The following is a 20,660-nucleotide window of genomic DNA, read 5'->3' on the forward strand; positions in this document are numbered from 1 at the left end:
AGGGGGTGATTCTTTTTGAAGCTTGCAATCATTTTATCCATGATTTTGCTCATTCAATATGTGGCGACGATTATACAAGTCAGACATTATAAAAAATATGTCGACAAAATTGTAAGCCATTACAAAGGCAAAGAAGGGTATTTTTTGTACTCAGGCATGAATCGGCGAAAATTTAGTCCCGGCGCTATGGCAATGATTGTAGTGAACAAAGATTATGTTATAGAAGATTGCTATATTCTAAAAGGTATTTCAGTTTTCTCAAAGTTTAAAAAATATGAAAAATACATTGGCCATCATGTAGCTGAAATTTTGGATGATCACCATGAATTCACAGAAAATGCTGCAGGAAGGAAGAGGAAAATCCCTTCATTTTTGGCGGCTTTATCAATGGCGGCCGAAAATGCTATCGTTTCCATTTCAAAGAAAAAGCTTTCAATATAAAATGTGCTGAAAGGAGAAGTGAAAGATGGAATGGTTGAAATGGATTGGTGAACATTTTATCGGAATGTTCCAGGCTGGCGGAGAAACGTTTATGGGTATGTTTACAGGCATTATCCCGACTTTGGTTGTTTTGCTTACATTTACTTATGCAGTTATTAAATTTATTGGTGAAGAGCGGGTTAATAGAGCGATACAATTTGCTTCGAAGTATATGCTGTTACGATATACTGTCATGCCGATATTATCAGTATTGCTGTTAACAAACCCGATGTGTTATACGTTCGGACGCTTTTTGCCAGAAAAGCAAAAACCGGCGTTTTATGATTCAGCTGTATCGTTTGTTCATCCGGTGACGGCGTTGTTCCCGTATGCAAACGCAGGAGAATTATTTGTCTATTTAGGAATAGCCAACGGAATAAAAGAAGCCGGCTATTCTATGTCAGAGCTTGCTGTCCGTTATTTTCTCGTAGGGATCGTAGTTATTTTATTGCGCGGAATTATTACGGAATATATAACAAAATTTTTGGCGCGCAGAATGGAAGCGAAATCTTAAATTTTGGACAAAGATGAAAGCGAGTTCAAATTTTAAAGAGGAGGAGAACATATGTCAAAACGAGCTGTTTTTGTTGCAAAAGGTTCTGGCGGCTGGGGAAAGGGTTTGCGCATTGAGCCAAAAGGAAAGAAACAAAAAGTTGTATCTATTACAGGCGGCGGCATCCATCCTGTGGCAGCGAGAATAGCCGAATTAACTGGTACAGAGGCTGTAGATGGTTTTAAAAATTCAGTTCCGGAAGATGAAATGATGTGTGTCGTGATTGACTGCGGCGGAACAGCCAGAATTGGTTTGTATCCTATGAAAAGGATCCCAACCGTTGATATTCTCCCGTCTTCACCTTCTGGTCCTTTGGCAAAACATATTACTGAAGATATTTTTGTGTCGGGTGTTACTGTGAAGGATATTTATCTTGCGGACGAAGCAGAAGAACAAAACATTCAGACGGATGCTTCGGAAACGGAGCAGCAAGAAGACAGTCCAAAATTCAATGTGAAGGATAAGGAAGCATTTAAAGCTCAATACGAACAAGTAAAAAAGGAACACCGTGAAAACAATGAAAATATATTAATGAAGTTTTCAAGAGGAATAGGAAAAGTAACTGGTACTTTTTATCAGGCGGGACGCGATTCTGTTGATATGCTGATTAAAAATATTATTCCATTTATGGCTTTTGTTAGTATGTTAATAGGTATAATTAATTATACGGGAATCGGTGATTTGATCGCTAATACTCTTTCTCCTCTTGCCAGTTCTTTATGGGGATTGATCGTCATCGTTATCGTATGTACAATCCCGATTCTGTCACCGGTGTTAGGTCCTGGAGCTGTTATTGCGCAAGTCATTGGGGTATTAATTGGAAGCCAAATTGCAGCGGGCAACATTCCGCCTCAATTTGCTTTGCCGGCTCTATTTGCCATTAATGGCCAAGTTGGTGCGGATTTTGTCCCTGTCGGTTTGTCTCTTGGAGAAGCGAAGCCAGAAACGATTCAATACGGTGTGCCAGCTGTATTGTACAGCCGTTTAATCACAGGAGTTCTTGCAGTTTTAATCGCATATGCCGCAAGCATCGGCATGTATCAATAATGAATAGGATTTCAAGGAGGATCAGAAGATGTCGAAAACGATTATTCGTGAAATCGGTACTCTAGTCCCATCATTTGAAGAAGAAAAAGTTTTAATTCTCTTTGGGCCTAATGCTCCTCAAGAGCTTAGAGAAGTATCTGTTATTCATGAATTTGAAGGCGATGTGTCGGATGAGCCGCTTGTTGAGGGCGGAAAAATTATATGGGGCGATCAAGAATATTTCATCACAGCAGTCGGCTCGGCAGCAAACAAAAATTTAAAGGAATTAGGCCATATTTCGATCTATTTTTCCAAACCAAATGAACATGTGCTTCCAGGAGCTGTTTTTGTCGAGCCTTTTACTTTCCCACATATCGAAGTTGGAAAAGAAATTCGCTTTGAAAAATAACAATTTTCTTTCTGTTACCATTATAATTTAATACGAACCTAGATTTTATAGAAAGAAGTGGGAATTATTGGAAGATAGAAGGCTGCTTGTGAAAATTTCTCATATGTATTATGCGGAAGGAGCTACACAATCAGAAATCGCAAAAGTGTTCGGTGTAAGCCGGTCGCTGATCTCAAAATATTTATCAAAAGCAAGAGAATTGGGAATTGTTGAAATTAAAATTCATGACGGCTCCCATCATCCTCTCATGAATATAGAAGCAAGAATTGAAAAAAAATATGGACTTCGGGAAGTCATTTGCGTTCCGAATCTAGGAAACGGACCGGATTTGGAAAATATCGGGGAATATGCGAGCAAATATTTATTAAGGATATTGAAAGACGGACAAATTGTCGGGGTTTCTTCTGGCACGACATTGCTTTCTGTTGCGAAGCAGATGCCAGCTAACCTTAATTATTCCTCCACGACCTTTGTTCCGATTGTAGGAGGAATGGGGGATGAACGGGTAGATATACATGCCAATGTTCTTGTTTCGATGTTTGCTGAAAAATTGAAGGCAAATTATAAGCTTCTCCATGCCCCTGTGATGGCTGACAGCAAAAAAGATAAGGAATTGTTTATGACCCAAACATCTATACAAAGCATTTTTAACCTTGCCGAAAAAGCGGATATCATCCTTGTAGGAATCGGCGGTTCACCTAAACACTCAACCATTACGAGATCAGAGCTGGGAAAAAAATATAGACAATATTTTAATGAACTCGATGCTGTTGGCGATATTTGCTATAAGTTTATCGATGAAAACGGAAGCGCCCCTTCAAATATTTGGAATGATAAAATCATTTCTTTTAATATTGAAAAATTAAAAGAAATTCCGTTTGTGATTGGAGTGGCAGCAGGACTGGAAAAAGTCGATGCGATCAAAGCCGTTTTAAAAGGGAAGTTAATAAATGTGTTAATTACAGATGAAAAAACAGCGGAAATGCTTTGACCTAAAAAAATTAATCATATGTGTAAGATGGGGTTCGATAAGTCCCTAAATAAATCAAGTAAAAAACAATAAACCGTTTTTCTCTGGTTGATTTCGATTTTGTCTAAAAGAGCTGAGCTGCCATAACTACAAATTGGCAGCCATTTTTTTTGCATAAAACATGGTTGCAGCCCCTCGATTATCTTTAGTTTACCAAACAAAAGAAAGAAGCTTGAGTACTTCCACTATTTTGAAAGACTCCAATAAATAAGCTTATATAGATATTCCTTGACTATTTTCGGAAAAAACTCTATATTTATTACAAAAGTAACTATAAAGAACAAATGTAAAGGAGAGGTGGAAGAAATGAGTAATCATGCACTTCCAGCATTTATAACGGATGAAAGATTAGTTGAATTGTATAAACAAATGTGGCTGATTCGATATTTTGATGAAAAAGTCGACCAATTTTTTGCAAAAGGGATGATTCATGGAACGACTCACCTTTGTGTAGGACAAGAAGCAACAGCAGCAGGAGCCATTGCTGTTTTACAAGAGAAAGATAAAATTACCAGCACGCACAGGGGTCACGGCCATTGCATTGCTAAAGGTGCAACAGTCGATAGAATGATGGCCGAACTGTTTGGCAAAGTGACCGGATACTGTAAAGGGAAAGGCGGTTCCATGCACATTGCAGATGTGGAGAAAGGAAACCTAGGGGCAAATGGAATTGTCGGCGGCGGCATACCACTGGCAGTCGGTGCGGCATTAACTTCAAAGATGAAAAATGAAGGATATGTTGTATTGTGCTTCTTCGGAGATGGTGCAGCAAATGAAGGAAGCTTCCATGAATCGCTAAACCTTGCTTCCATTTGGGATCTTCCAGTTGTGTTCTTTTGTGAGAACAACCAATACGGAATGAGCGGATCTGTGAAAGAAATGTTCAATATTGAAAATATAGCGGATCGTGCACAAGCATACGGTATTCCAGGAAAAGTAATCGATGGGAACGACATGCTTGAAGTGATGAATACAGTTTATGAAGCGGTTGAACATGCCAGATCAGGGAAGGGCCCTGTGCTGATTGAAGCAAAAACATATCGATGGAAAGGCCACTCAAAAAGCGATGCAAAAAAATACCGCACTCGTGAAGAAGAGCAAGAGTGGAGAAAAAAAGATCCGATCAAACGGTTTAAAGAGTACTTGATTGACAAAGGAGTATTAACAGAAGAAAAGGCTGAACAGCTGAGAGAAGAAGCATTCCAGGAAATTGAAGACGCTGTTAAATTTGCGGAAAACAGTCCAGAACCGTCTGTTGATACATTGCTTGAAGACGTTTATGCGTAAATTTAGGGAGGGGAAAAGCGATGAGAGAGATCACTTATTTAGAAGCAGTTCGAGAAGCAATGAGTCAAGAAATGAGAAAAAATGAAGATGTTTATATATTAGGCGAGGATATCGGGGTTTACGGCGGTGCATTTGGTGTCACGCGGGGGATGATCGAGGAATTTGGTCCGGAACGCGTGAGAAATACGCCAATTTCTGAAGCGGCAATCGCTGGTGCGGCTGTCGGATCAGCGCTGACAGGCATGCGGCCGATTTTGGAGCTTCAATTTTCAGATTTCATCACAATCGCTATGGATCAGCTTGTGAACCAAGCTGCAAAGCTCCGATACATGTTCGGAGGTAAGGGGAAAGTTCCGATGGTTGTAAGAACTCCTGCCGGATCAGGTACAGGCGCAGCTGCCCAGCATTCTCAAAGTTTAGAAGCTTGGATGGCGCACATTCCGGGGCTGAAAGTCGTACAGCCGTCAACAGCTTACGATGCAAAAGGATTATTAAAAGCAGCGATTGACGATGATAATCCAGTTATTTTCTACGAACACAAACTCCTTTACAAAACAAAAAGCCACGTTCCAGAAGAACAATACTCGATTCCATTAGGAAAAGCGGATATTAAACGGGAAGGTAAAGATGTGACGATTGTTGCAACAGCGATTATGGTGCATAAAGCATTAGAAGCGGCAAAAGAGCTTGAAAAAGAAGGAATTGACGTCGAAATTGTCGATCCAAGAACACTTGTCCCGCTGGATGAAGAAACGATCGTCGAATCTGTGAAAAAGACAGGTAGAGTTGTAGTCGTCCATGAAGCTGTAAAACGCGGAGGATATGGCGGTGAAATCGCTAGTGTCATTGCAGAGAGCGAGGCCTTCGATTATCTCGATGCCCCAATCAAACGTCTTGGCGGGCTACCTGTCCCTATTCCTTATAATCCGAATCTAGAAAAAGCAGCTGTCCCGCAAGTACCGGATATTATAAAAGCAGTAAAAGAAACGGTTCAATTTAAATAAAAAGGGGGGAGAACCGATGGCAAAAGAAATTTTTATGCCGAAGCTGAGCAGTACGATGGAAGTCGGCACACTCCTTCAATGGTTTAAAGAAGAAGGAGAATCCGTTGATATCGGCGAACCGTTATTTGAGATAATGACCGATAAAATCAATATTGAAGTTGAGGCATATGACAGAGGGATATTGTTGAAAAAATATTTCCAACCGGATGACCAAATTCCGGTCAATCAAGTGATCGGATATATCGGCGAACCGGGGGAAAAGGTTCCTGACGAGCCGCCGGCTTTATCAGAGGAATCAAACGAACAATCCGGTGAAAAGACTGAACAGTCTGAAACAAAAGAAGACGCTGTCGAAGTAAAAAGCAATGAGAATGGTAAAGTACGAGCCACACCTGCCGCAAGACGTTTAGCAAAAGAAGCGCAAGTGGATCTTCGAAACATTGTAGGAAGCGGGCCAAAAGGACGCATACACCTTAAAGATGTGAAGCAATATTTAGAAACAGAAAAGGCACAACCGAAAGCATCGCCGCTGGCAAGAAAAATTGCAGAGCATGAGAATATAGACTTGAAGGCGCTTCAAGGCTCAGGTGCAGGAGGCAAGGTGATGAAACAGGATGTTATCAACGCCATTCAAGCATCAAGTCAGAAAGCTCAGCAGCCTGAAGTCCGGAAGAAACTATCCGGATTGCGGAAAGTGGTTGCCGACAGAATGGTGCAAAGCGCATTTACTGCTCCACATGTTACATTGGCCAGCGATATTGATATGACAAAAGCAATCGAAATGAGAACAGCGCTTCTTCCGGTTGTCGAAAAACAAACTGGATTCCGTTTAACTTATACAGACATTATTATCAAAGCAGTCGGTACAGCTTTATCACGATTCCCTGAAGTAAACGTTCATTTGGAGCATGATGAAATCATTTATAAAAATGAAGTTAATGTTGGAGTGGCAGTTGCGGTAAAAGACGGTTTAATGGTGCCGGTAATTAAACAAGTTGAGCAGAAAGGATTGGCCGCTATTTGTGCAGAAGCAAAAGATTTAAGCAAACGTGCAAGGGAACAAAAACTCCGGCCTGACGAGCTTAAAGGCTCTACCTTTACGATCAGCAATCTCGGCATGTATCCGATAGATGTATTTACACCGATTATTAATCAGCCGGAAATAGCCATTTTAGGTGTTGGTAGAACCCAAGAAAAACCTGTAGTAGTCAACGGGGAAATCGTCATTCGGCCGATGATGACAGCCAGCCTGTCTTTTGATCACCGTGTAATAGATGGAGCACCTGCTGCAGAATTTTTGGCTGAAGTAAAACGCATTCTTGAAAACCCGTATGAAATGATCTTATAAGGAGGGGGCTCAATTTGACAAAATCGTATGATATTGCAGTAATTGGCGGTGGACCAGGAGGCTACATGGCAGCACTTCATGCAGCTCGGTTTGGAAAAAAAGTAATGCTAGTCGAAAAAGATTTTTTGGGCGGCACATGTTTAAATAGAGGTTGCATCCCTTCCAAAACATGGTTGAAAAACGCTGAAATTATTGAGGCAATTGAATTATCAAGAGAATGGGGAATTCAAACGGACAACATCACGATTTCATTAGACAAAATGAAAAAGCGCAAAGACGAAGTCATCTCCCGTCTCAGAAACGGTGTTATGTTTTTGTTAAAGCAAGGGAAAATTGATGTATATGAGGCAGAAGGCTTTGTAGAAGAAGGAAATATTGTAAAAGTAGTTTCGGATAAAAAAGAGGAACGTGTTCAAGCAGACAAAATTATTGTGGCAACCGGTTCATCCCCTTCCGTTCCCCCAATAGATGGACTGGGCTCTGCGTCTTTTTATACAAGCGATACCATTTTTGATATTGAAAAAATACCAAGCTCCCTAACCATAATTGGCGGCGGAGTCATTGGGGTGGAGTTAGCGACTATTTTTTCCAGTCTAAAAACTGATGTAACGATCATTGAAATGGGCGGACGGATTATTCCAACTGAAGATGCTGACGCCTCCAAAGCGCTTGCTAAATCGCTGCAAAAAAAAGGAGTCCAAATTTTAACAGATGCGAAAGTAACAAGCGTGAAACAAAACGGAGACAAAACCATTGTCGAATGTCTAAATGAAAAAGGCGAATCGGTATCGGTAGAAGGGGAGGCGCTTTTAGTAAGCGTTGGAAGAAAACCTAATTTATCTGCCGTTCAGGCATTACAGCTAGAACAAAACGGGCCTTTTATTAAAGTAAACGAAAAAATGGAAACGAGCTATCCGAATATTTATGCTGTCGGCGATGTCATAGGAGGATATCAGCTGGCGCATGCGGCGTATATGGAAGGAATTGTTGCCGCATCGAACGCAGCAGGCTGTGAACGGAAAATGGATGAAAAAGTTGTTCCCAGGTGCATTTTTACGCTTCCAGAAGTAGCTAGTGTTGGCTTGACAGAAGAGGAGGCCGAGCGCAAAGGGCTGCAAGTAAAGGCTGAAAGATTTGATCTTGCCGGAAATGGAAAAGCGCTTGTTTCTGGCGACACATCAGGATTTATAAAAATAGTGTATGATGAAAAATATGGAGAAATAATTGGAGTCACAATGGTTGGCCCACACGTGACCGAAATGATTTCAGAAGCTTCCTCTTTCATATCCCTGGAAGGCACTGTAGAAGAACTGGCCAATATGATCCATCCTCACCCAACCATATCTGAATCGTTTTTTGACGTCGCAAGAAACATTATAGACAAAAGTAAAAAATAATAGCGTGATGTAAAAAGGGCTTATTTACAATTGTTATACTAATTAACATTTAGTAAAACAAATTTGTAAATAAGCTCTTATTTTTTCTAATTTAATTAAAAAGTATTGACTCGATAATTCTAACAATTTAAAATATTATTAACAAATGTAATATTAAAGAACTTTTGGAAAGGGGATGAGAATGTTCCAAATGATTGTCTTTCCTTATAAAGAAATAGGGAGATGGTTTTATGGAGAAGTTTGTACATCTAGATGAAGATATCATTTGCTTGGATGTCGACAAAAAAACGAATGAAGATGTAATTACTTATATGTTTGAAAAAATGAAAAAAAAGAATTATGTGAAGGAATCGTTTCTTAAAGCTGTTTTAAGTAGGGAAAAAGTATATTCTACTGGCTTACCTCTTGAAAATATGGGGGTAGCGATTCCACATACGGATCCCGAACATGTTAACATTCCAACTGTTGGTGTTGCAGTTCTTCGTGAACCTGTGACTTTTCAAATGATGGGAAATCCATCTCAATCTGTAGAAGTAGAAATAGTTTTTATACTAGCAATTAAAGATCCTAGTAAGCAGCTAACAATGTTAGAAAAATTGATGGAAATGTTTCAAAATAATGATGAAATGTTTAAATTAAAAAATGCTAGAGAAAAAGCTGAAATATACAAAATATTAGATAATAAATTCAATTTTTAATATTTTAAAATGTAAGCGTTTTAAATGTTTATTTATTACAGGGGGTGGGTGAAATGATTAAACAAGCTGTTGATTTTATTCTTGATTTAGGACCATCCATCATGTTGCCTATCATAATGACAATTTTCGGATTGATTTTAAAACAAGGATTTAAAAAATCATTTCGGGCTGCTTTGACAATTGGAATTGGTTTTGTTGGAGTAAACCTTGTCATTACTCTTTTAACTAATTCATTAGGTCCAGCTACAGAGGCAATGGTCAAAAAACTTGGTTTGGAGTTGGGAATTTTAGATGTTGGCTGGCCGATAGGTGCAGCTATTTCATTTGGTACTCCAGTCGCTCCACTTATGATTCCTTTAGTACTAATTTTAAATGTTATTTTATTGTCGATTAATTTTACTAAAACTTTAAATGTTGATATTTGGAACTTTTGGCATTTAATTTTTGCAGCTTCTGTTACTTATTATGCTTATGACAATATGATACTTGCATTGTTTGTGGGTTTAGTGGTTTCTGCGATTACATTAAAACTAGCCGACTGGACAGCACCAGCTGTTGAACACCATTTTGGCTTAAAAGGCGTGTCTTTAGCACACTCGGAAACGGTCAATTTTGCCCCAATCACTTACGCAACAAATAGAATATTGGACAAAATACCGGGAATTAACAAAATTCATGCAGATCCTGAAACTTTAAGTAAAAGATTTGGAATATTTGGGGAACCGTTGATGATGGGGCTAATTTTAGGAATGCTAATTAGTATCCTTGGAGGCTATGATTTAAAGGGAATTTTAACACTTGGCGTACAAATGGCAGCTGTGTTAGTTCTTTTGCCTCGGATGGTATCCCTCCTTATGGAAGGGCTGATCCCTATCTCTGAAGGCGCAAGAGATTACATTAATAAAAAATTTCCTGGAAAAAACGTATATATTGGATTAGATGCTGCTATTGTAATTGGTAATCCAGCAAATATGGCTGTTGCTTTAATTATGGTTCCTATAACGATTCTTTTGGCCGTGATTCTTCCATACAATCAAATGTTACCATTTACAGATTTAGCGGTTCTGCCTTTTACCGTCATTTGGGCTGTAGCAGCAGCTAGAGGAAATATTGTTAGGGGATTAATTAATGCTATCATTACGATCATGATTGTTCTTTTTATAGCAACGAACTTAGCGGAATTGGCAACAACAATGGGAAGAGCAGTAGGTTTTGATTTTCCTGAGGGAGCTTCGTTGATTTCTGGTATTGATTTAGGATCTCATGTTATTCCTTGGATCATCGTTCGTTTACTGGACCCAACAAATCCTTATTTTATTGCTGCAATTATATGCGCAGTACTATATGGGTTGATTTGGTATTGGGTGAGAAATGATATCAAAAAGCAATTCGCAAAGGAAATGGGAATCTTGGAAGAGAATAATAAAAATATAGAATAGCAAAAAATATGAGGGAGGAATAAATTTGGCACAGAAAAAAATTTTAGTATGTTGCGGAACAGCTGTTGCCACTTCTACTGTAGTAGCCAAAAAGATTGAGGAAGTTTTAAAAAATAAAGGATTCAATGTAGCTGTTGAACAATGCAAGGCTGCAGAAGTGCCTGTAAAAGCTGAAAATGCTGATGTAATCGTTACGACAACACCAGTAAGTAATGTTGGGGATGTGCCAGTTATTCAGACTGTCTCTTTTTTAACGGGTGTTGGGATTGATGATGATATTAACAAAATTATTGAATATTTAAACAAGTAACATGTATCTGGAAAAAGAGTTAGATTTCAAATTCCTTAAAAAAGAAATCTAACTCTTCTTTCAATTCGGAGGTTGTTATGAAAAAGTATAGGTATAGTAAATGGATGGTTTGCAGTAAAAATTTTGTTCCTTTGATTTTAATGGTTGGTTTGTTTGGTTATGGGATATATGGCTATCTTATTGATGAACATAATGAATTATATAAACTATTAATCATTGTTATGCCTTTTTTAATATTATCCTCCGTTATTGGTTTACAATTTCCTTCTTCTATCACGGTAACGAAAGAAGGAATTTTATTTGAAGGATTTGGCAGACAGCATAAATATGATTGGAGTGAAGTTAAAAATGAAATGAAAATAAAAAAATATGATTTTGCTGGCCAAATATACATTCGCATAGGTAACCCGCGAATATTTGGCGGAAGATATTGGATTTCATATAAAATGGACGGTTACTCTGAATTATTAAGTGAATTAATAAATAGAGGTGCTCGCGTACTTTAGTGGAGGAGATCAATATGAAAGCTGCTGTCTTTTATGATAGGGAGGATATAAGGTATGAAGAAAGACCAATTCCTCAAATAGGTGAAAATGAAGTTCTATTAAAAATGAAGGTATGTGGTGTATGTGGAACTGATATTCATAAAGTAGTCGATAGAACTGTACCGCCTAATACAGTATTAGGGCATGAAGTATCAGGGGAAATTGTACAAGTTGGTAAAAATGTTACACAATTTGAAGAAGGAGATCGTGTTTTTGTTGCCCATCATGTACCATGCTTCACCTGTCATTATTGTAATAGAGGAAATTACAGTTTATGTACTCAGTTTAAAGCAACAAATCTAGATCCTGGTGGTTTTTCAGAATATATTCGAGTCTCTGCTGTTCATGTAAAACATACAATGGGAAAATTGCCATCTGATATGAGCTTTGAAACAGGAGCTTTTGTAGAACCAGTTGCTTGTTGTTTGCATGGATTTGAGTCCATTGCATTAAATCCTGGAGATACAGTTTTTATAATGGGGGCAGGTCAAATAGGGTGCATTCAAATTCAGTTGGCAAAATATTTCTTAGCTGACAGAGTAATCGTAAGTGATATTAACCCATTTCGGTTAAACAAATCATTAGAATTTGGTGCGGACTATATCATAAATAGCAAGAATGAACATGTGAGGGACAGAATAATGGAAATAACAGATGGTCAAGGGGCAGATGTAGTTATTATTTCAGCTGGTGTTAATCATCTGTTGACGGAAGCAATGGAATGTGTAGGCAAAGGTGGGACAATATTAGTATTTGCTCCGTTTAAGAGGGACCTTGTCCCATTACGGGCGGATAGGTTTTTTCAAGACGAAATTAAACTTGTTGGCTCCTATTCATCCAATCCATATAATTACGATAAAGCATTACAACTACTTAAGATGGGTGTTGTAGAAGCGGATAAGATGATCACACATCGTTTCCATTTATCACAGCTGAATGAAGCCATTCAATGTGCACACAGTACTAAAGAGAATGTCCTAAAAGTATTGATTAAATCGTAATAAATGGTGGTGAAAAATCCTTTGGAAATAAAGTTAAAAAATAAAGTTGCGATCGTGGTTGGAAGTAATTTTATTTTTGGGAAAGAGATATGTTTAGCACTTGCTTTATCTGGCGCTGAGGTATGGATTCATCATTTTAACGAGGAGGACAAAATTGAGCAAATTTCTAAAGAAATCTCCTCGCTCGGCGGAACAGCAAAGGTCATAACCGATGATTTAAGAAACCCGAAAGAGGTTCAAAATGTTATTTTAGAAATTGCAAAGAGTAGCGGCAAGATTGATATTTTGGTCAATAATATGCACGTTTTATCCAAGAAAACCATTGTGGATTTAGAACCACAGGATTGGATTGAAACATTGGAGTTCAACCTTGATATTCCGTTCTTATGCAGCAAGGAAGTGATTCCACACATGCTAAGAATTGGGGAGGGAAACATTATTAACATTTCAGCAACTGCGGCAGTCACCGGTGAAATCGGCCCCCATTATGCAGCGTCGAAAAGCGCATTAAATTCAATGACTAAAGGATTGTCTAGGGAATTCCGTGAATTTGGAATACGTGTAAATAGCATTTCTCCTGATATCGTTCAAACATCAACATCATTGTCTTCTCTCAGTAAAGCAGTTGCAAACACAGTTTTGTTTTTATGCTCTCCATATGCGACACATTTAAAAGGCGAAATAATTTTCCTTGGAGAGGAGGAAAATATTCATTGAATAGAGAGAATGTATTGGTAATTGGAGGAGCGGCGGGCATTGGAAAACAGATTGTTTTAGACTTTGCCGGAAGGGGAAAAAAAGTAGCAGTAGCTGATATTAATAAAAAAGCACTTGATCAACTAATCAATGAAAGCGGAAGACCAAATGACATTTTTAGTTTTGAAGTAGATGTATCGAACTGGGAAAGCGTTCAAAATATGATGACAAAAGTTAAAGAAACTTTAAATTCGATTGATATTTTTGTTTATTCTGCAGGGATTACGAAACAAGTTTCTTTTTTGAATATTGATTGGGCATCGTGGAAAAAAACAATAGCTGTAAATTTACATGGACTTTTTTTCAGTACAAAAGCAGTGTTGCCATTAATGAAAAATAAAAATGGGGGTAGTATTATAATCATTGGATCTGGTTCTGCCATAACCGGTTCAGGCGGAGGTATCCATTATGCTGCTTCAAAAGGTGGTGCTTTTGGATTTATGAGATCTTTAGTAGGAGAGCTAGGTAAAGAAGGAATTAACATAAATGTGATTGCTCCTCGTGTAATTGAATCGGACATGCTTGACCGCTTATATCCTTCAGAGGGATCCAAAAATACTCTAAAAAAAGAAATTCCGATAGGCCGACTAGGTAAACCTTCTGATATTTCAAATCTCACTAATTTTTTGTCTAATGAAGAATCAGCATATATTCATGGGCAAATCATTATTGCAGATGGCGGGAGAACATTTAAACCAAAAAGCGGTTAAGTTCACTTGATTAGTTTTGAACTTGATCATCTATTTCTTGAGCTTTACAAGAACCGTTTTTTCATCTTAAAAATAATGGTCAATATTGTATTGGGGCAACTTTATGTTCAAAAAACAATAGCTATATGTGTTTTTCGTTCATAATTGTTTTTGCTCACATAAAATTGAGCCACTTCGCTCATGAAAACGTGCACCACTCCATTTCCATCGAAAAACACCATCTTGATATGGAGTGAGAGGCATGATAGGCTTGTTGCCTATCGAAACACTTTGATGTGTCGCCTTTCGAGTGAAATCATGCCTCTGGAGGCTCCATGTCAAGACACTCCAGATTTACCATTTGCCAATTTCGAAGTGACTCACAAGGATGTAATCGGAGTGGCTCAAAATTCAATTATCAAATCAATAATAAAAAAGATTAATAAGAATTTATATGGAAACAAGGGGAATGATAGTCAAATAGTCTAGATGGTCCCAGTTCACCTTCGTTAAATTGTTGTTAAAACATGGCGGATTCTTTTTTGTGTTTGACCTTTTGATTAAAGAAATTGAATAAAGGAAAAGTCCTTTGTTTATTTCAATATAAAAGTGTGGAGAGGAATAAAGTGCTTATGCAGTGATATACACTGGGCTTTACATGGAGGAAGGCAATAAAAGTTTAACTGTTTTAACTGGTGATTGTTGGAAGAATTAAGCTGCAGCGGCTCCATGTCAAGCCTTTTATAACTGAATCGTTGAGTTATATTATTGCAAATTTTTAATGTTGACTCCACACTCTGCTTTTTTTCTTGCAGAAATAGTCCTTCTCAGCTCTGGCAACAACTTTCACCATTCCCCATTTTAGATCTTTCGTATGCTTTTCATTTAGGCTATCTAACTCAAGTGTAGAAACTTAAGGCCGTTAGTTTCTTGACGTGTTTGATGAATCAAATTGAACAACTCAGAAAATTCTTGCTTATTCATTTTACTTATTAGTTCATTTGTTGTGTTTTTTGTGTTATCCTTATCCATGGGAATTATCCTTATAATTAGAAATTCTAATTATAAGGATTTTTTATACTGATTAAAGACCATGTATTTTCCATATATTAAAAAATATTACAAAATTTTTTGAATATAACAACTTGAGGAATAAGATTAATTTAAGTCAAAGGTTAGTTAATATAAGTTATTTTTAACAATGCTGATGGTTAAATAAAGAGGTGAAGAAATGTTAACGTGGGAAGAAAGGAGACAACTTGTCAAGATAGCGACTTTATATTACACAGAAGGATGGACACAAGAGCAAATTGCCAAAAAGATTGGCGTGTCTAGACCGATTGTTTCGAAAATGATACAAAAGGCAAAAGAAGCAGGAATTATTGAAATATATATAAAAGATGAGAGTATCCATACAGTTGAATTGGAACAGAAGCTGGAAAAATATTTTAATTTAAAGGATGCAGTTGTTGTTCCTTCTGTAGGTTTAACTCCTGATTTGGTAAAGAGTGCAGTAGGACGAGCAGGTGCTTATTATCTTTCTAAAAATTTAAAAAACGTAAAACGTCTCGGAATTTCCTGGGGAACTACACTTGCCGAACTTGTAAAGGAATTTCCATATGTACGTAATGAAGATATACATATAGTTCCGCTCGAAGGTGGTATGGGAAGAAAATACGTTGAAATTCATGCAAATCAACTGGCATATGAACTGGCAAAAAAGTTAAATTGTACATGCTCTTATTTATACGCTCCTGCGATTGTAGAGACAGAAGAATTAAAAGAAAGATTATTAGCAATGCAGGATATAGAAGCAGTGCTTGAAGAAGGACGAAATGTCGATATAGCAGTCATCGGAATTGGTAACCCGCATAGGTCATCTACATTGCGGAAGTTAGGTTATTTGAGTGATGAAGATTTAAATTATTTACGCAAGCTCGGTGTAGTCGGAGATATCGGATTTCGTTTTTTTGATGATTTTGGAAATGTTATTATCGACTCTTTTACGAACAAAGTAATTGGCGTTACTTTAACAGAACTGAAAAAAATTAATCAAGTAATTGCTGTTGTTGAAGGGATACACAAACTTGAAAGTATAAAAGCTGCATTAAACGGTGGATTTATAAATGTTTTAATTATCGATGAACAGACTGCTGCAGCAATTGTTGAAAACTGGTAATACCCTGTTAATTCAATCCCATGGGCCGATTTATAGAAAAATTAAATAAAAATACTATGCTCCAACTCTCAAATCATTAAGTTTTGAAGTTGGAGTTTTTTTGATTTTGCTGAAATATTTTGCCGATTTAAAACGTCGACGCTTACTTAAAAAAATCACGCGTCTTTGTTTAGCATGGGGCATTTTGTAACGGATCATTACAAGGCAGTTATTCCACTAAAAAAGTGGGGTAAAAAATTTAAAAGCAAAGTTGAAAATGGTAATGGCGAAGGAACAGATAAAGAGCGGACAATAGGTTGAAGGAAAGCAAGGGAGGAGGGAAAAAGTTGAAAATTCAACGCATTGAAAGGCAAAGTCGGCGAAAAATTCTGAACTCGTTTTTAGAATAATCGTTGTTTATTGAGAACTCATAATGTAGGTTCGAAAGCCTTTCTATGTCCCGATTAAAAAAGAAAATGTCCGTAAGAGAAAATTGACACCATTAGTATTCAACGTGCGATGACTGTTCCCCTGATAAAGCCAACATAGCATTTATTTGTCCTAGCAATTTAAAAATGAGAAAAGTGGTCCAGCTCAATGATTTTTTCGTTTGTTTTTCGCCTCTAGCCAAGCTTAATCAGAATGAAACATATATCGATTGACAGGTCTTCCGATGCTGCCATACTGAACATGGATTGAGACTTTTTTGATTTTCGCCAGGTAGTCTAAATATCTTCGTGCAGTAACGCGTGCAATACCGATTCCTTCCGCAACTTCTTCAGCGGAAATCGGTTCTTTTTGATTTTGAAGGAAACGGATGATCTTATCAAGTGTTACTTGGTTCAACCCTTTAGGCAGGTCTGGATCCTCTGGCTTGTTCTTGAATTTATTGTTTAACAACATAGTGTCTACATCTTTTTGCGTTAATTTTTCTTTTTCCTTCAGCTGGCTATGATAAAGCAAATAGTTTTTTAATGATTGTTGAAGCCGTTCAAATTTAAACGGTTTCATAATGTAGTCAAAAGCGCCGTTTTGCAGGACACGGCGAACAGTTTCCATATCTCTCGCAGCGGTAATCGCAATGACATCTACGGAATGACCCTCTGACCGGATTTGCTTAAGCGTTTCTAATCCATCCTGATTAGGCATGTAAATATCTATAATAACTAGTTCAGGTTTCAATTCCCGAACAAGCTCTATGCCTTCTTTTCCGTTCCCTGCGATTCCAATCACAGTAAAGCCGTCGACTTTTTGGATAAATTGTTTATTCACCTCTTGAACCATGGGATCATCTTCAATCAACAATACACTAATTTTTTTGTTCAAATTTTTTGCCCCCTTTGTTTTTTACATATCAAATGTGATGATAAATGTAGTTCCCATACCTTTTTGCGACTCAACCTGAATGTGACCGTTTGCTTGATCAACAATTTGTTTGACCAGATATAAGCCTATTCCATGATTTTGCTTGTTTTTTGTGGAAAAACCCTTTTCAAAAATGTTCGGTAATACAGAATCGTCTATGCCAGGACCGTTATCTTCAACTAATATCGTGCAAATTTCTTTATTTTGATCGATGCTGACGAATATTTCTTTGTCAGGATCAGTCGACTCTTGAAAGGCATCAAAAGCATTTTCAATTAAATTCCCAATGATGATCACCAAGTCGTTATGATCGATATTTTTTGGAAATCGCTCCAAATGGCTGTTTCTGTCAATGACTACTTTAATTCCGAGCTCTTTGCCCCGGCTGATTTTGCTGAGTAAAAGGCCCGATATGCTTTCATCTTTAATATGTTCAGTTAAAAAGTTTGTCAGCTCTTCTTGCTCTTCCGTTATTTTGAATACATATTCTAACGCTTTTTCTTTATGTCCAAGCTGAATGAGACCTGCTATCGTGTGCAATTTGTTCATATGTTCATGATTTTGAACACGAAGCGCGTGGACAAAAGCTTTCACTCCGGTTAATTCTTCCGCAAGCTTTTTGATTTCAGTTCGATCCTGGAAAATGGCGACAGCTCCGACCGTTTCGTTATTCACTCTGATCGGGATGCGATTGCTTAAAATGCTTAGATTCCTTACCTGCAATTCTTTGTTATAAATAGGACGGTCAATTACTAATATTTCCGGGAGTCGGGTGTCGGAAATAACGTCGCGAATCGGCTTTCCGATCACATCTCCTTCAATGCCCATCATTTGTTTGGCACGGTCATTAAAAATAGTTATACGTTCATTTTTATCAATGGCAATGACTCCTTCGTGCATAGCTTTAAATGTTTCAGTCCGTTCAACTAGCATTTTAGCTATTTCAAAAGGCTCCAAGTGAAACATCTGCTTTTTTATATGTCTTGCCAGGAGCCAGGCCCCCAAACCGCCTAATAGTAAGACAAGAAAAGAAATCGAAAAAATTTGCGATTTTAAATTTGCAAGCAGCTCATATAAGCTTGGAAGCTTATAGGCTGCGATGACGACTCCAACTTGTTTATGTTCTTTATTCATGACAGGTACAAAGGCGCGGATAACAGTGCCGGTTTCTCCATTTGCTTTTGACGTATATGTGTGTTCGGCAAAGGCAGGACCTTCATCTTCTCCTTCCGATTTTGTTCCGATTAAAGATTTGACCGGATGGGAAAGGCGGGTACGATCCATATCGAGCACAACAATATATTCTGTTCCGTTAATGATTTGAAGACGTTCAATCATCGAAGGAATCAGCTGGCGATCTTTCAAGCTTCCATTGAGCCCGTTTCTGACTTCAGGCAGCGCCGCAACCGTCCTCGCAGCTAATATAGATTGCTGTTTAAGCTCTTCTTCTTTTTGGTTTAAATATTCGTTTACAATAAATAATCCTCCGAAAAAAAGCGATAAAAAGACAATAATAAAAATTAAACCTGTTATTTTCCATATAATTGGTAATCGCTTCATAAGGCAACCTCTTTTAGCTAAACGTTCATACTTGCTTTATTTTATCACAGATTTGCTTTCCTTTACTTTAGAGAAAGAGCATGCTTGGTATAATTTATGTTAAAATGATCAAAAACAAATGGTGTGATGAATCATGAAGAAAAAAATCGTGAGGTATTTGGCTATAGTATGTGCCGGGTTAGCCTTTGCGTTATTTTCCTATAATATCATTATACAATCTCAAAATGATCCACCGGTTTACGATGATGAGCAAGAGGGGCTAAAAGAGCAAATTAAAATCTATTTCAGCCATGTAGTGGCGGAGGATACGCCAAAAGGCTTGGCTGCACAAAGGTTTGCAGATTTGGTCGAGGAAAAGACGAAGGGCCGAGTAAAAGTGATTGTGTTTCCAAACGGTTCATTATATTCAGATAAAGATGAAATAGAAGCTTTAAGAAAAGGCAAAGTGCAAATGATTGCTCCTTCCTATTCAAACGTGGCAAAATTGGTTCCGGAATGGGAAGTGTTAGATTTACCGTTTATTTTTCAAAACGATGATAATGTTGAAAGGGTTTTAACAGGAAAAATTGGCGAAGAGCTGCTCAGTATGTTAGAACCGAAAGGATTTAAAGGACTGGCTTTTTGGGGAAATGGATTCAAACAAATGGTAAATAGTCAAATGTTTATGAAAAATCCGGATGATTTCAAAGACCAAAGATTTCGGATCATGCCTAATAAAGTCATAAAAAAACAATTTAACATGTTAGGAGCGGAACCGATTGCCCTCTCATTTGATCAAGTTTATGAATCATTAGAAGAGGAAGCATTTGACGGACAAGAAAACACAATTTCGAATATTTATTCAAAAAGATTTTATCAATTTCATCCGTATGTAACAATTAGCAATCACGGTTATTTAGGATATGTCGTAATGGTCAATGAAACATTTTGGAATCAGCTACCTAAAGACGTTCAAAAACAAATTATGAAAGCAATAGAAGAAACGACAGCTTGGAATATGAAGCAATCGAAACAGCAAAATATAAGACAGCTTGAAGAAATGAGGCAAAATCCAAATATACATATTCATACGTTAACGGAAAAAGAGCGAAAGAAATGGCAGGAACGATTTGTGCCGCTTTACCAAGAATATGAAGCGAAATATGGAAAGCTATTAAAAGAAATAAGAAATGCAGCAAGCTGAACTAGCCATTGTTTCAGCAAAAAATGGACTGTCCGCGAGGCGGCAGTCTTTTTTTATGGAATTTGAGAGAAAAAAAAGAGGTGTTATATTCGCCGCTCTCATCCATTTTTACGCATGATACACCACAAGAAATAGTCCAACGAGCATTCGGTGGAAAGATGTAAGATAAAGTACATGGACATCACAGCGGCTGAACTTTCTTTACAGGAATGGCTGAAATAAAACCTTTCAGCTTATCGGCAGTAACTATTTGAAACGAATGAATGATTCTAAGAAACTCGATCTCATGGTTTATCGCCCGTTGTGTTTTGATTTTTTTTTGGGTTACAAATGGACAATCGGTTATGAAAATGGTCATCGTTGGAGTTACGACTGAAGCATGAGAGTCGTTGGGCAGTAGTTAACCAGCTCTGTTAAGGAAG

The 20,660-nt window shown here is 37.6% G+C and carries 20 protein-coding genes; 18 read left to right on the forward strand and 2 right to left on the reverse strand.

Features of this window, described 5'->3' with window-relative positions; translation table 11 throughout:
• Positions 1–15: 15 nt before the first annotated feature.
• From NSS70_RS03025 to NSS70_RS03105, 17 genes are all read left to right on the forward strand, one after another.
• Positions 16–441, forward strand: a complete 426-nt coding sequence (locus tag NSS70_RS03025) for a transcriptional regulator GutM (protein ID WP_339198660.1) — start codon at positions 16–18, stop codon at positions 439–441.
• Between the two features lie 25 nt (positions 442–466).
• Positions 467–994, forward strand: a complete 528-nt coding sequence (gene srlA, locus NSS70_RS03030; protein WP_066246929.1) for a PTS glucitol/sorbitol transporter subunit IIC — start codon at positions 467–469, stop codon at positions 992–994.
• 51 nt (positions 995–1,045) lie between these two features.
• Positions 1,046–2,080, forward strand: coding sequence for a PTS glucitol/sorbitol transporter subunit IIB (gene srlE, locus NSS70_RS03035; RefSeq protein ID WP_327848374.1), 1,035 nt, complete (start codon positions 1,046–1,048; stop codon positions 2,078–2,080).
• Between the two features lie 28 nt (positions 2,081–2,108).
• Positions 2,109–2,468 (forward strand): PTS glucitol/sorbitol transporter subunit IIA, encoded by a 360-nt coding sequence (locus NSS70_RS03040; protein WP_063386335.1) that lies wholly within the window; start codon positions 2,109–2,111, stop codon positions 2,466–2,468.
• Between the two features lie 88 nt (positions 2,469–2,556).
• A complete protein-coding gene (locus NSS70_RS03045; RefSeq protein WP_339194163.1) occupies positions 2,557–3,459 on the forward strand; it encodes a sugar-binding transcriptional regulator in 903 nt (300 codons plus the stop codon).
• A gap of 345 nt (positions 3,460–3,804) precedes the next feature.
• A complete protein-coding gene (gene pdhA / locus NSS70_RS03050) occupies positions 3,805–4,785 on the forward strand; it encodes a pyruvate dehydrogenase (acetyl-transferring) E1 component subunit alpha (protein ID WP_340880909.1) in 981 nt (326 codons plus the stop codon).
• Between the two features lie 20 nt (positions 4,786–4,805).
• Positions 4,806–5,789 (forward strand): alpha-ketoacid dehydrogenase subunit beta, encoded by a 984-nt coding sequence (locus tag NSS70_RS03055; protein ID WP_063386333.1) that lies wholly within the window; start codon positions 4,806–4,808, stop codon positions 5,787–5,789.
• Between the two features lie 16 nt (positions 5,790–5,805).
• Positions 5,806–7,137, forward strand: coding sequence for a dihydrolipoamide acetyltransferase family protein (locus tag NSS70_RS03060; protein ID WP_340880911.1), 1,332 nt, complete (start codon positions 5,806–5,808; stop codon positions 7,135–7,137).
• A 14-nt stretch (positions 7,138–7,151) separates the two neighbouring features.
• Complete coding sequence (gene lpdA / locus NSS70_RS03065; RefSeq protein ID WP_340880912.1) at positions 7,152–8,534, forward strand: dihydrolipoyl dehydrogenase; 1,383 nt, start codon at positions 7,152–7,154, stop codon at positions 8,532–8,534.
• A gap of 230 nt (positions 8,535–8,764) precedes the next feature.
• Positions 8,765–9,232, forward strand: a complete 468-nt coding sequence (locus NSS70_RS03070; protein ID WP_340789556.1) for a PTS sugar transporter subunit IIA — start codon at positions 8,765–8,767, stop codon at positions 9,230–9,232.
• Between the two features lie 53 nt (positions 9,233–9,285).
• Positions 9,286–10,671, forward strand: coding sequence for a PTS galactitol transporter subunit IIC (locus NSS70_RS03075; protein WP_066246919.1), 1,386 nt, complete (start codon positions 9,286–9,288; stop codon positions 10,669–10,671).
• Between the two features lie 25 nt (positions 10,672–10,696).
• Positions 10,697–10,981 carry a PTS sugar transporter subunit IIB gene (locus tag NSS70_RS03080; RefSeq protein ID WP_066246917.1) on the forward strand — a complete coding sequence of 95 codons (285 nt, stop codon included), beginning with the start codon at positions 10,697–10,699 and terminating at the stop codon, positions 10,979–10,981.
• Positions 10,982–11,058: 77 nt separating this feature from the next.
• Positions 11,059–11,487 carry a hypothetical protein gene (locus NSS70_RS03085; RefSeq protein ID WP_130157757.1) on the forward strand — a complete coding sequence of 143 codons (429 nt, stop codon included), beginning with the start codon at positions 11,059–11,061 and terminating at the stop codon, positions 11,485–11,487.
• 14 nt (positions 11,488–11,501) lie between these two features.
• Positions 11,502–12,527, forward strand: coding sequence for a zinc-dependent dehydrogenase (locus tag NSS70_RS03090; protein ID WP_340880913.1), 1,026 nt, complete (start codon positions 11,502–11,504; stop codon positions 12,525–12,527).
• 21 nt (positions 12,528–12,548) lie between these two features.
• The gene (locus NSS70_RS03095) at positions 12,549–13,244 is read left to right on the forward strand and encodes an SDR family NAD(P)-dependent oxidoreductase (RefSeq protein WP_158640165.1); all 696 of its coding nucleotides are present in this window, start codon (positions 12,549–12,551) and stop codon (positions 13,242–13,244) included.
• A complete protein-coding gene (locus tag NSS70_RS03100) occupies positions 13,241–13,993 on the forward strand; it encodes an SDR family NAD(P)-dependent oxidoreductase (RefSeq protein WP_242513816.1) in 753 nt (250 codons plus the stop codon). Before NSS70_RS03095 ends, NSS70_RS03100 begins: the two co-directional genes overlap by 4 nt.
• A 1,210-nt stretch (positions 13,994–15,203) precedes the next feature.
• Positions 15,204–16,151, forward strand: a complete 948-nt coding sequence (locus NSS70_RS03105; RefSeq protein WP_066246910.1) for a sugar-binding transcriptional regulator — start codon at positions 15,204–15,206, stop codon at positions 16,149–16,151.
• Between the two features lie 612 nt (positions 16,152–16,763).
• Here NSS70_RS03105 and NSS70_RS03110 read toward each other — a convergent pair.
• Positions 16,764–17,456, reverse strand: coding sequence for a response regulator (locus NSS70_RS03110; protein WP_257790166.1), 693 nt, complete (start codon positions 17,454–17,456; stop codon positions 16,764–16,766).
• A gap of 21 nt (positions 17,457–17,477) precedes the next feature.
• Complete coding sequence (locus NSS70_RS03115; protein ID WP_340880916.1) at positions 17,478–19,055, reverse strand: sensor histidine kinase; 1,578 nt, start codon at positions 19,053–19,055, stop codon at positions 17,478–17,480.
• Between the two features lie 133 nt (positions 19,056–19,188).
• On the opposite strand from NSS70_RS03115, the gene NSS70_RS03120 reads away from it, so the two are divergent.
• Positions 19,189–20,238, forward strand: a complete 1,050-nt coding sequence (locus NSS70_RS03120) for a DctP family TRAP transporter solute-binding subunit (protein ID WP_339198676.1) — start codon at positions 19,189–19,191, stop codon at positions 20,236–20,238.
• Positions 20,239–20,660 lie beyond the last annotated feature (422 nt).

It is taken from the genome of Aeribacillus sp. FSL K6-2848, from assembly GCF_038004325.1.
GTDB classification, from domain to species: Bacteria; Bacillota; Bacilli; order Bacillales; family Aeribacillaceae; genus Aeribacillus; species Aeribacillus composti.

Coding starts and splice junctions, on each gene's coding strand:
- NSS70_RS03085 (WP_130157757.1), top strand. CDS start 11,059: ATGAAAAAGTATAGGTATAGTAAATGGATGGTTTGCAGTAAAAATTTT.
- NSS70_RS03075 (WP_066246919.1), top strand. CDS start 9,286: ATGATTAAACAAGCTGTTGATTTTATTCTTGATTTAGGACCATCCATC.
- NSS70_RS03060 (WP_340880911.1), top strand. CDS start 5,806: ATGGCAAAAGAAATTTTTATGCCGAAGCTGAGCAGTACGATGGAAGTC.
- NSS70_RS03070 (WP_340789556.1), top strand. CDS start 8,765: ATGGAGAAGTTTGTACATCTAGATGAAGATATCATTTGCTTGGATGTC.
- srlE (WP_327848374.1), top strand. CDS start 1,046: ATGTCAAAACGAGCTGTTTTTGTTGCAAAAGGTTCTGGCGGCTGGGGA.
- NSS70_RS03055 (WP_063386333.1), top strand. CDS start 4,806: ATGAGAGAGATCACTTATTTAGAAGCAGTTCGAGAAGCAATGAGTCAA.
- srlA (WP_066246929.1), top strand. CDS start 467: ATGGAATGGTTGAAATGGATTGGTGAACATTTTATCGGAATGTTCCAG.
- pdhA (WP_340880909.1), top strand. CDS start 3,805: ATGAGTAATCATGCACTTCCAGCATTTATAACGGATGAAAGATTAGTT.
- NSS70_RS03040 (WP_063386335.1), top strand. CDS start 2,109: ATGTCGAAAACGATTATTCGTGAAATCGGTACTCTAGTCCCATCATTT.
- NSS70_RS03115 (WP_340880916.1), bottom strand. CDS start 19,055: ATGAAGCGATTACCAATTATATGGAAAATAACAGGTTTAATTTTTATT.
- NSS70_RS03090 (WP_340880913.1), top strand. CDS start 11,502: ATGAAAGCTGCTGTCTTTTATGATAGGGAGGATATAAGGTATGAAGAA.
- NSS70_RS03120 (WP_339198676.1), top strand. CDS start 19,189: ATGAAGAAAAAAATCGTGAGGTATTTGGCTATAGTATGTGCCGGGTTA.
- NSS70_RS03105 (WP_066246910.1), top strand. CDS start 15,204: ATGTTAACGTGGGAAGAAAGGAGACAACTTGTCAAGATAGCGACTTTA.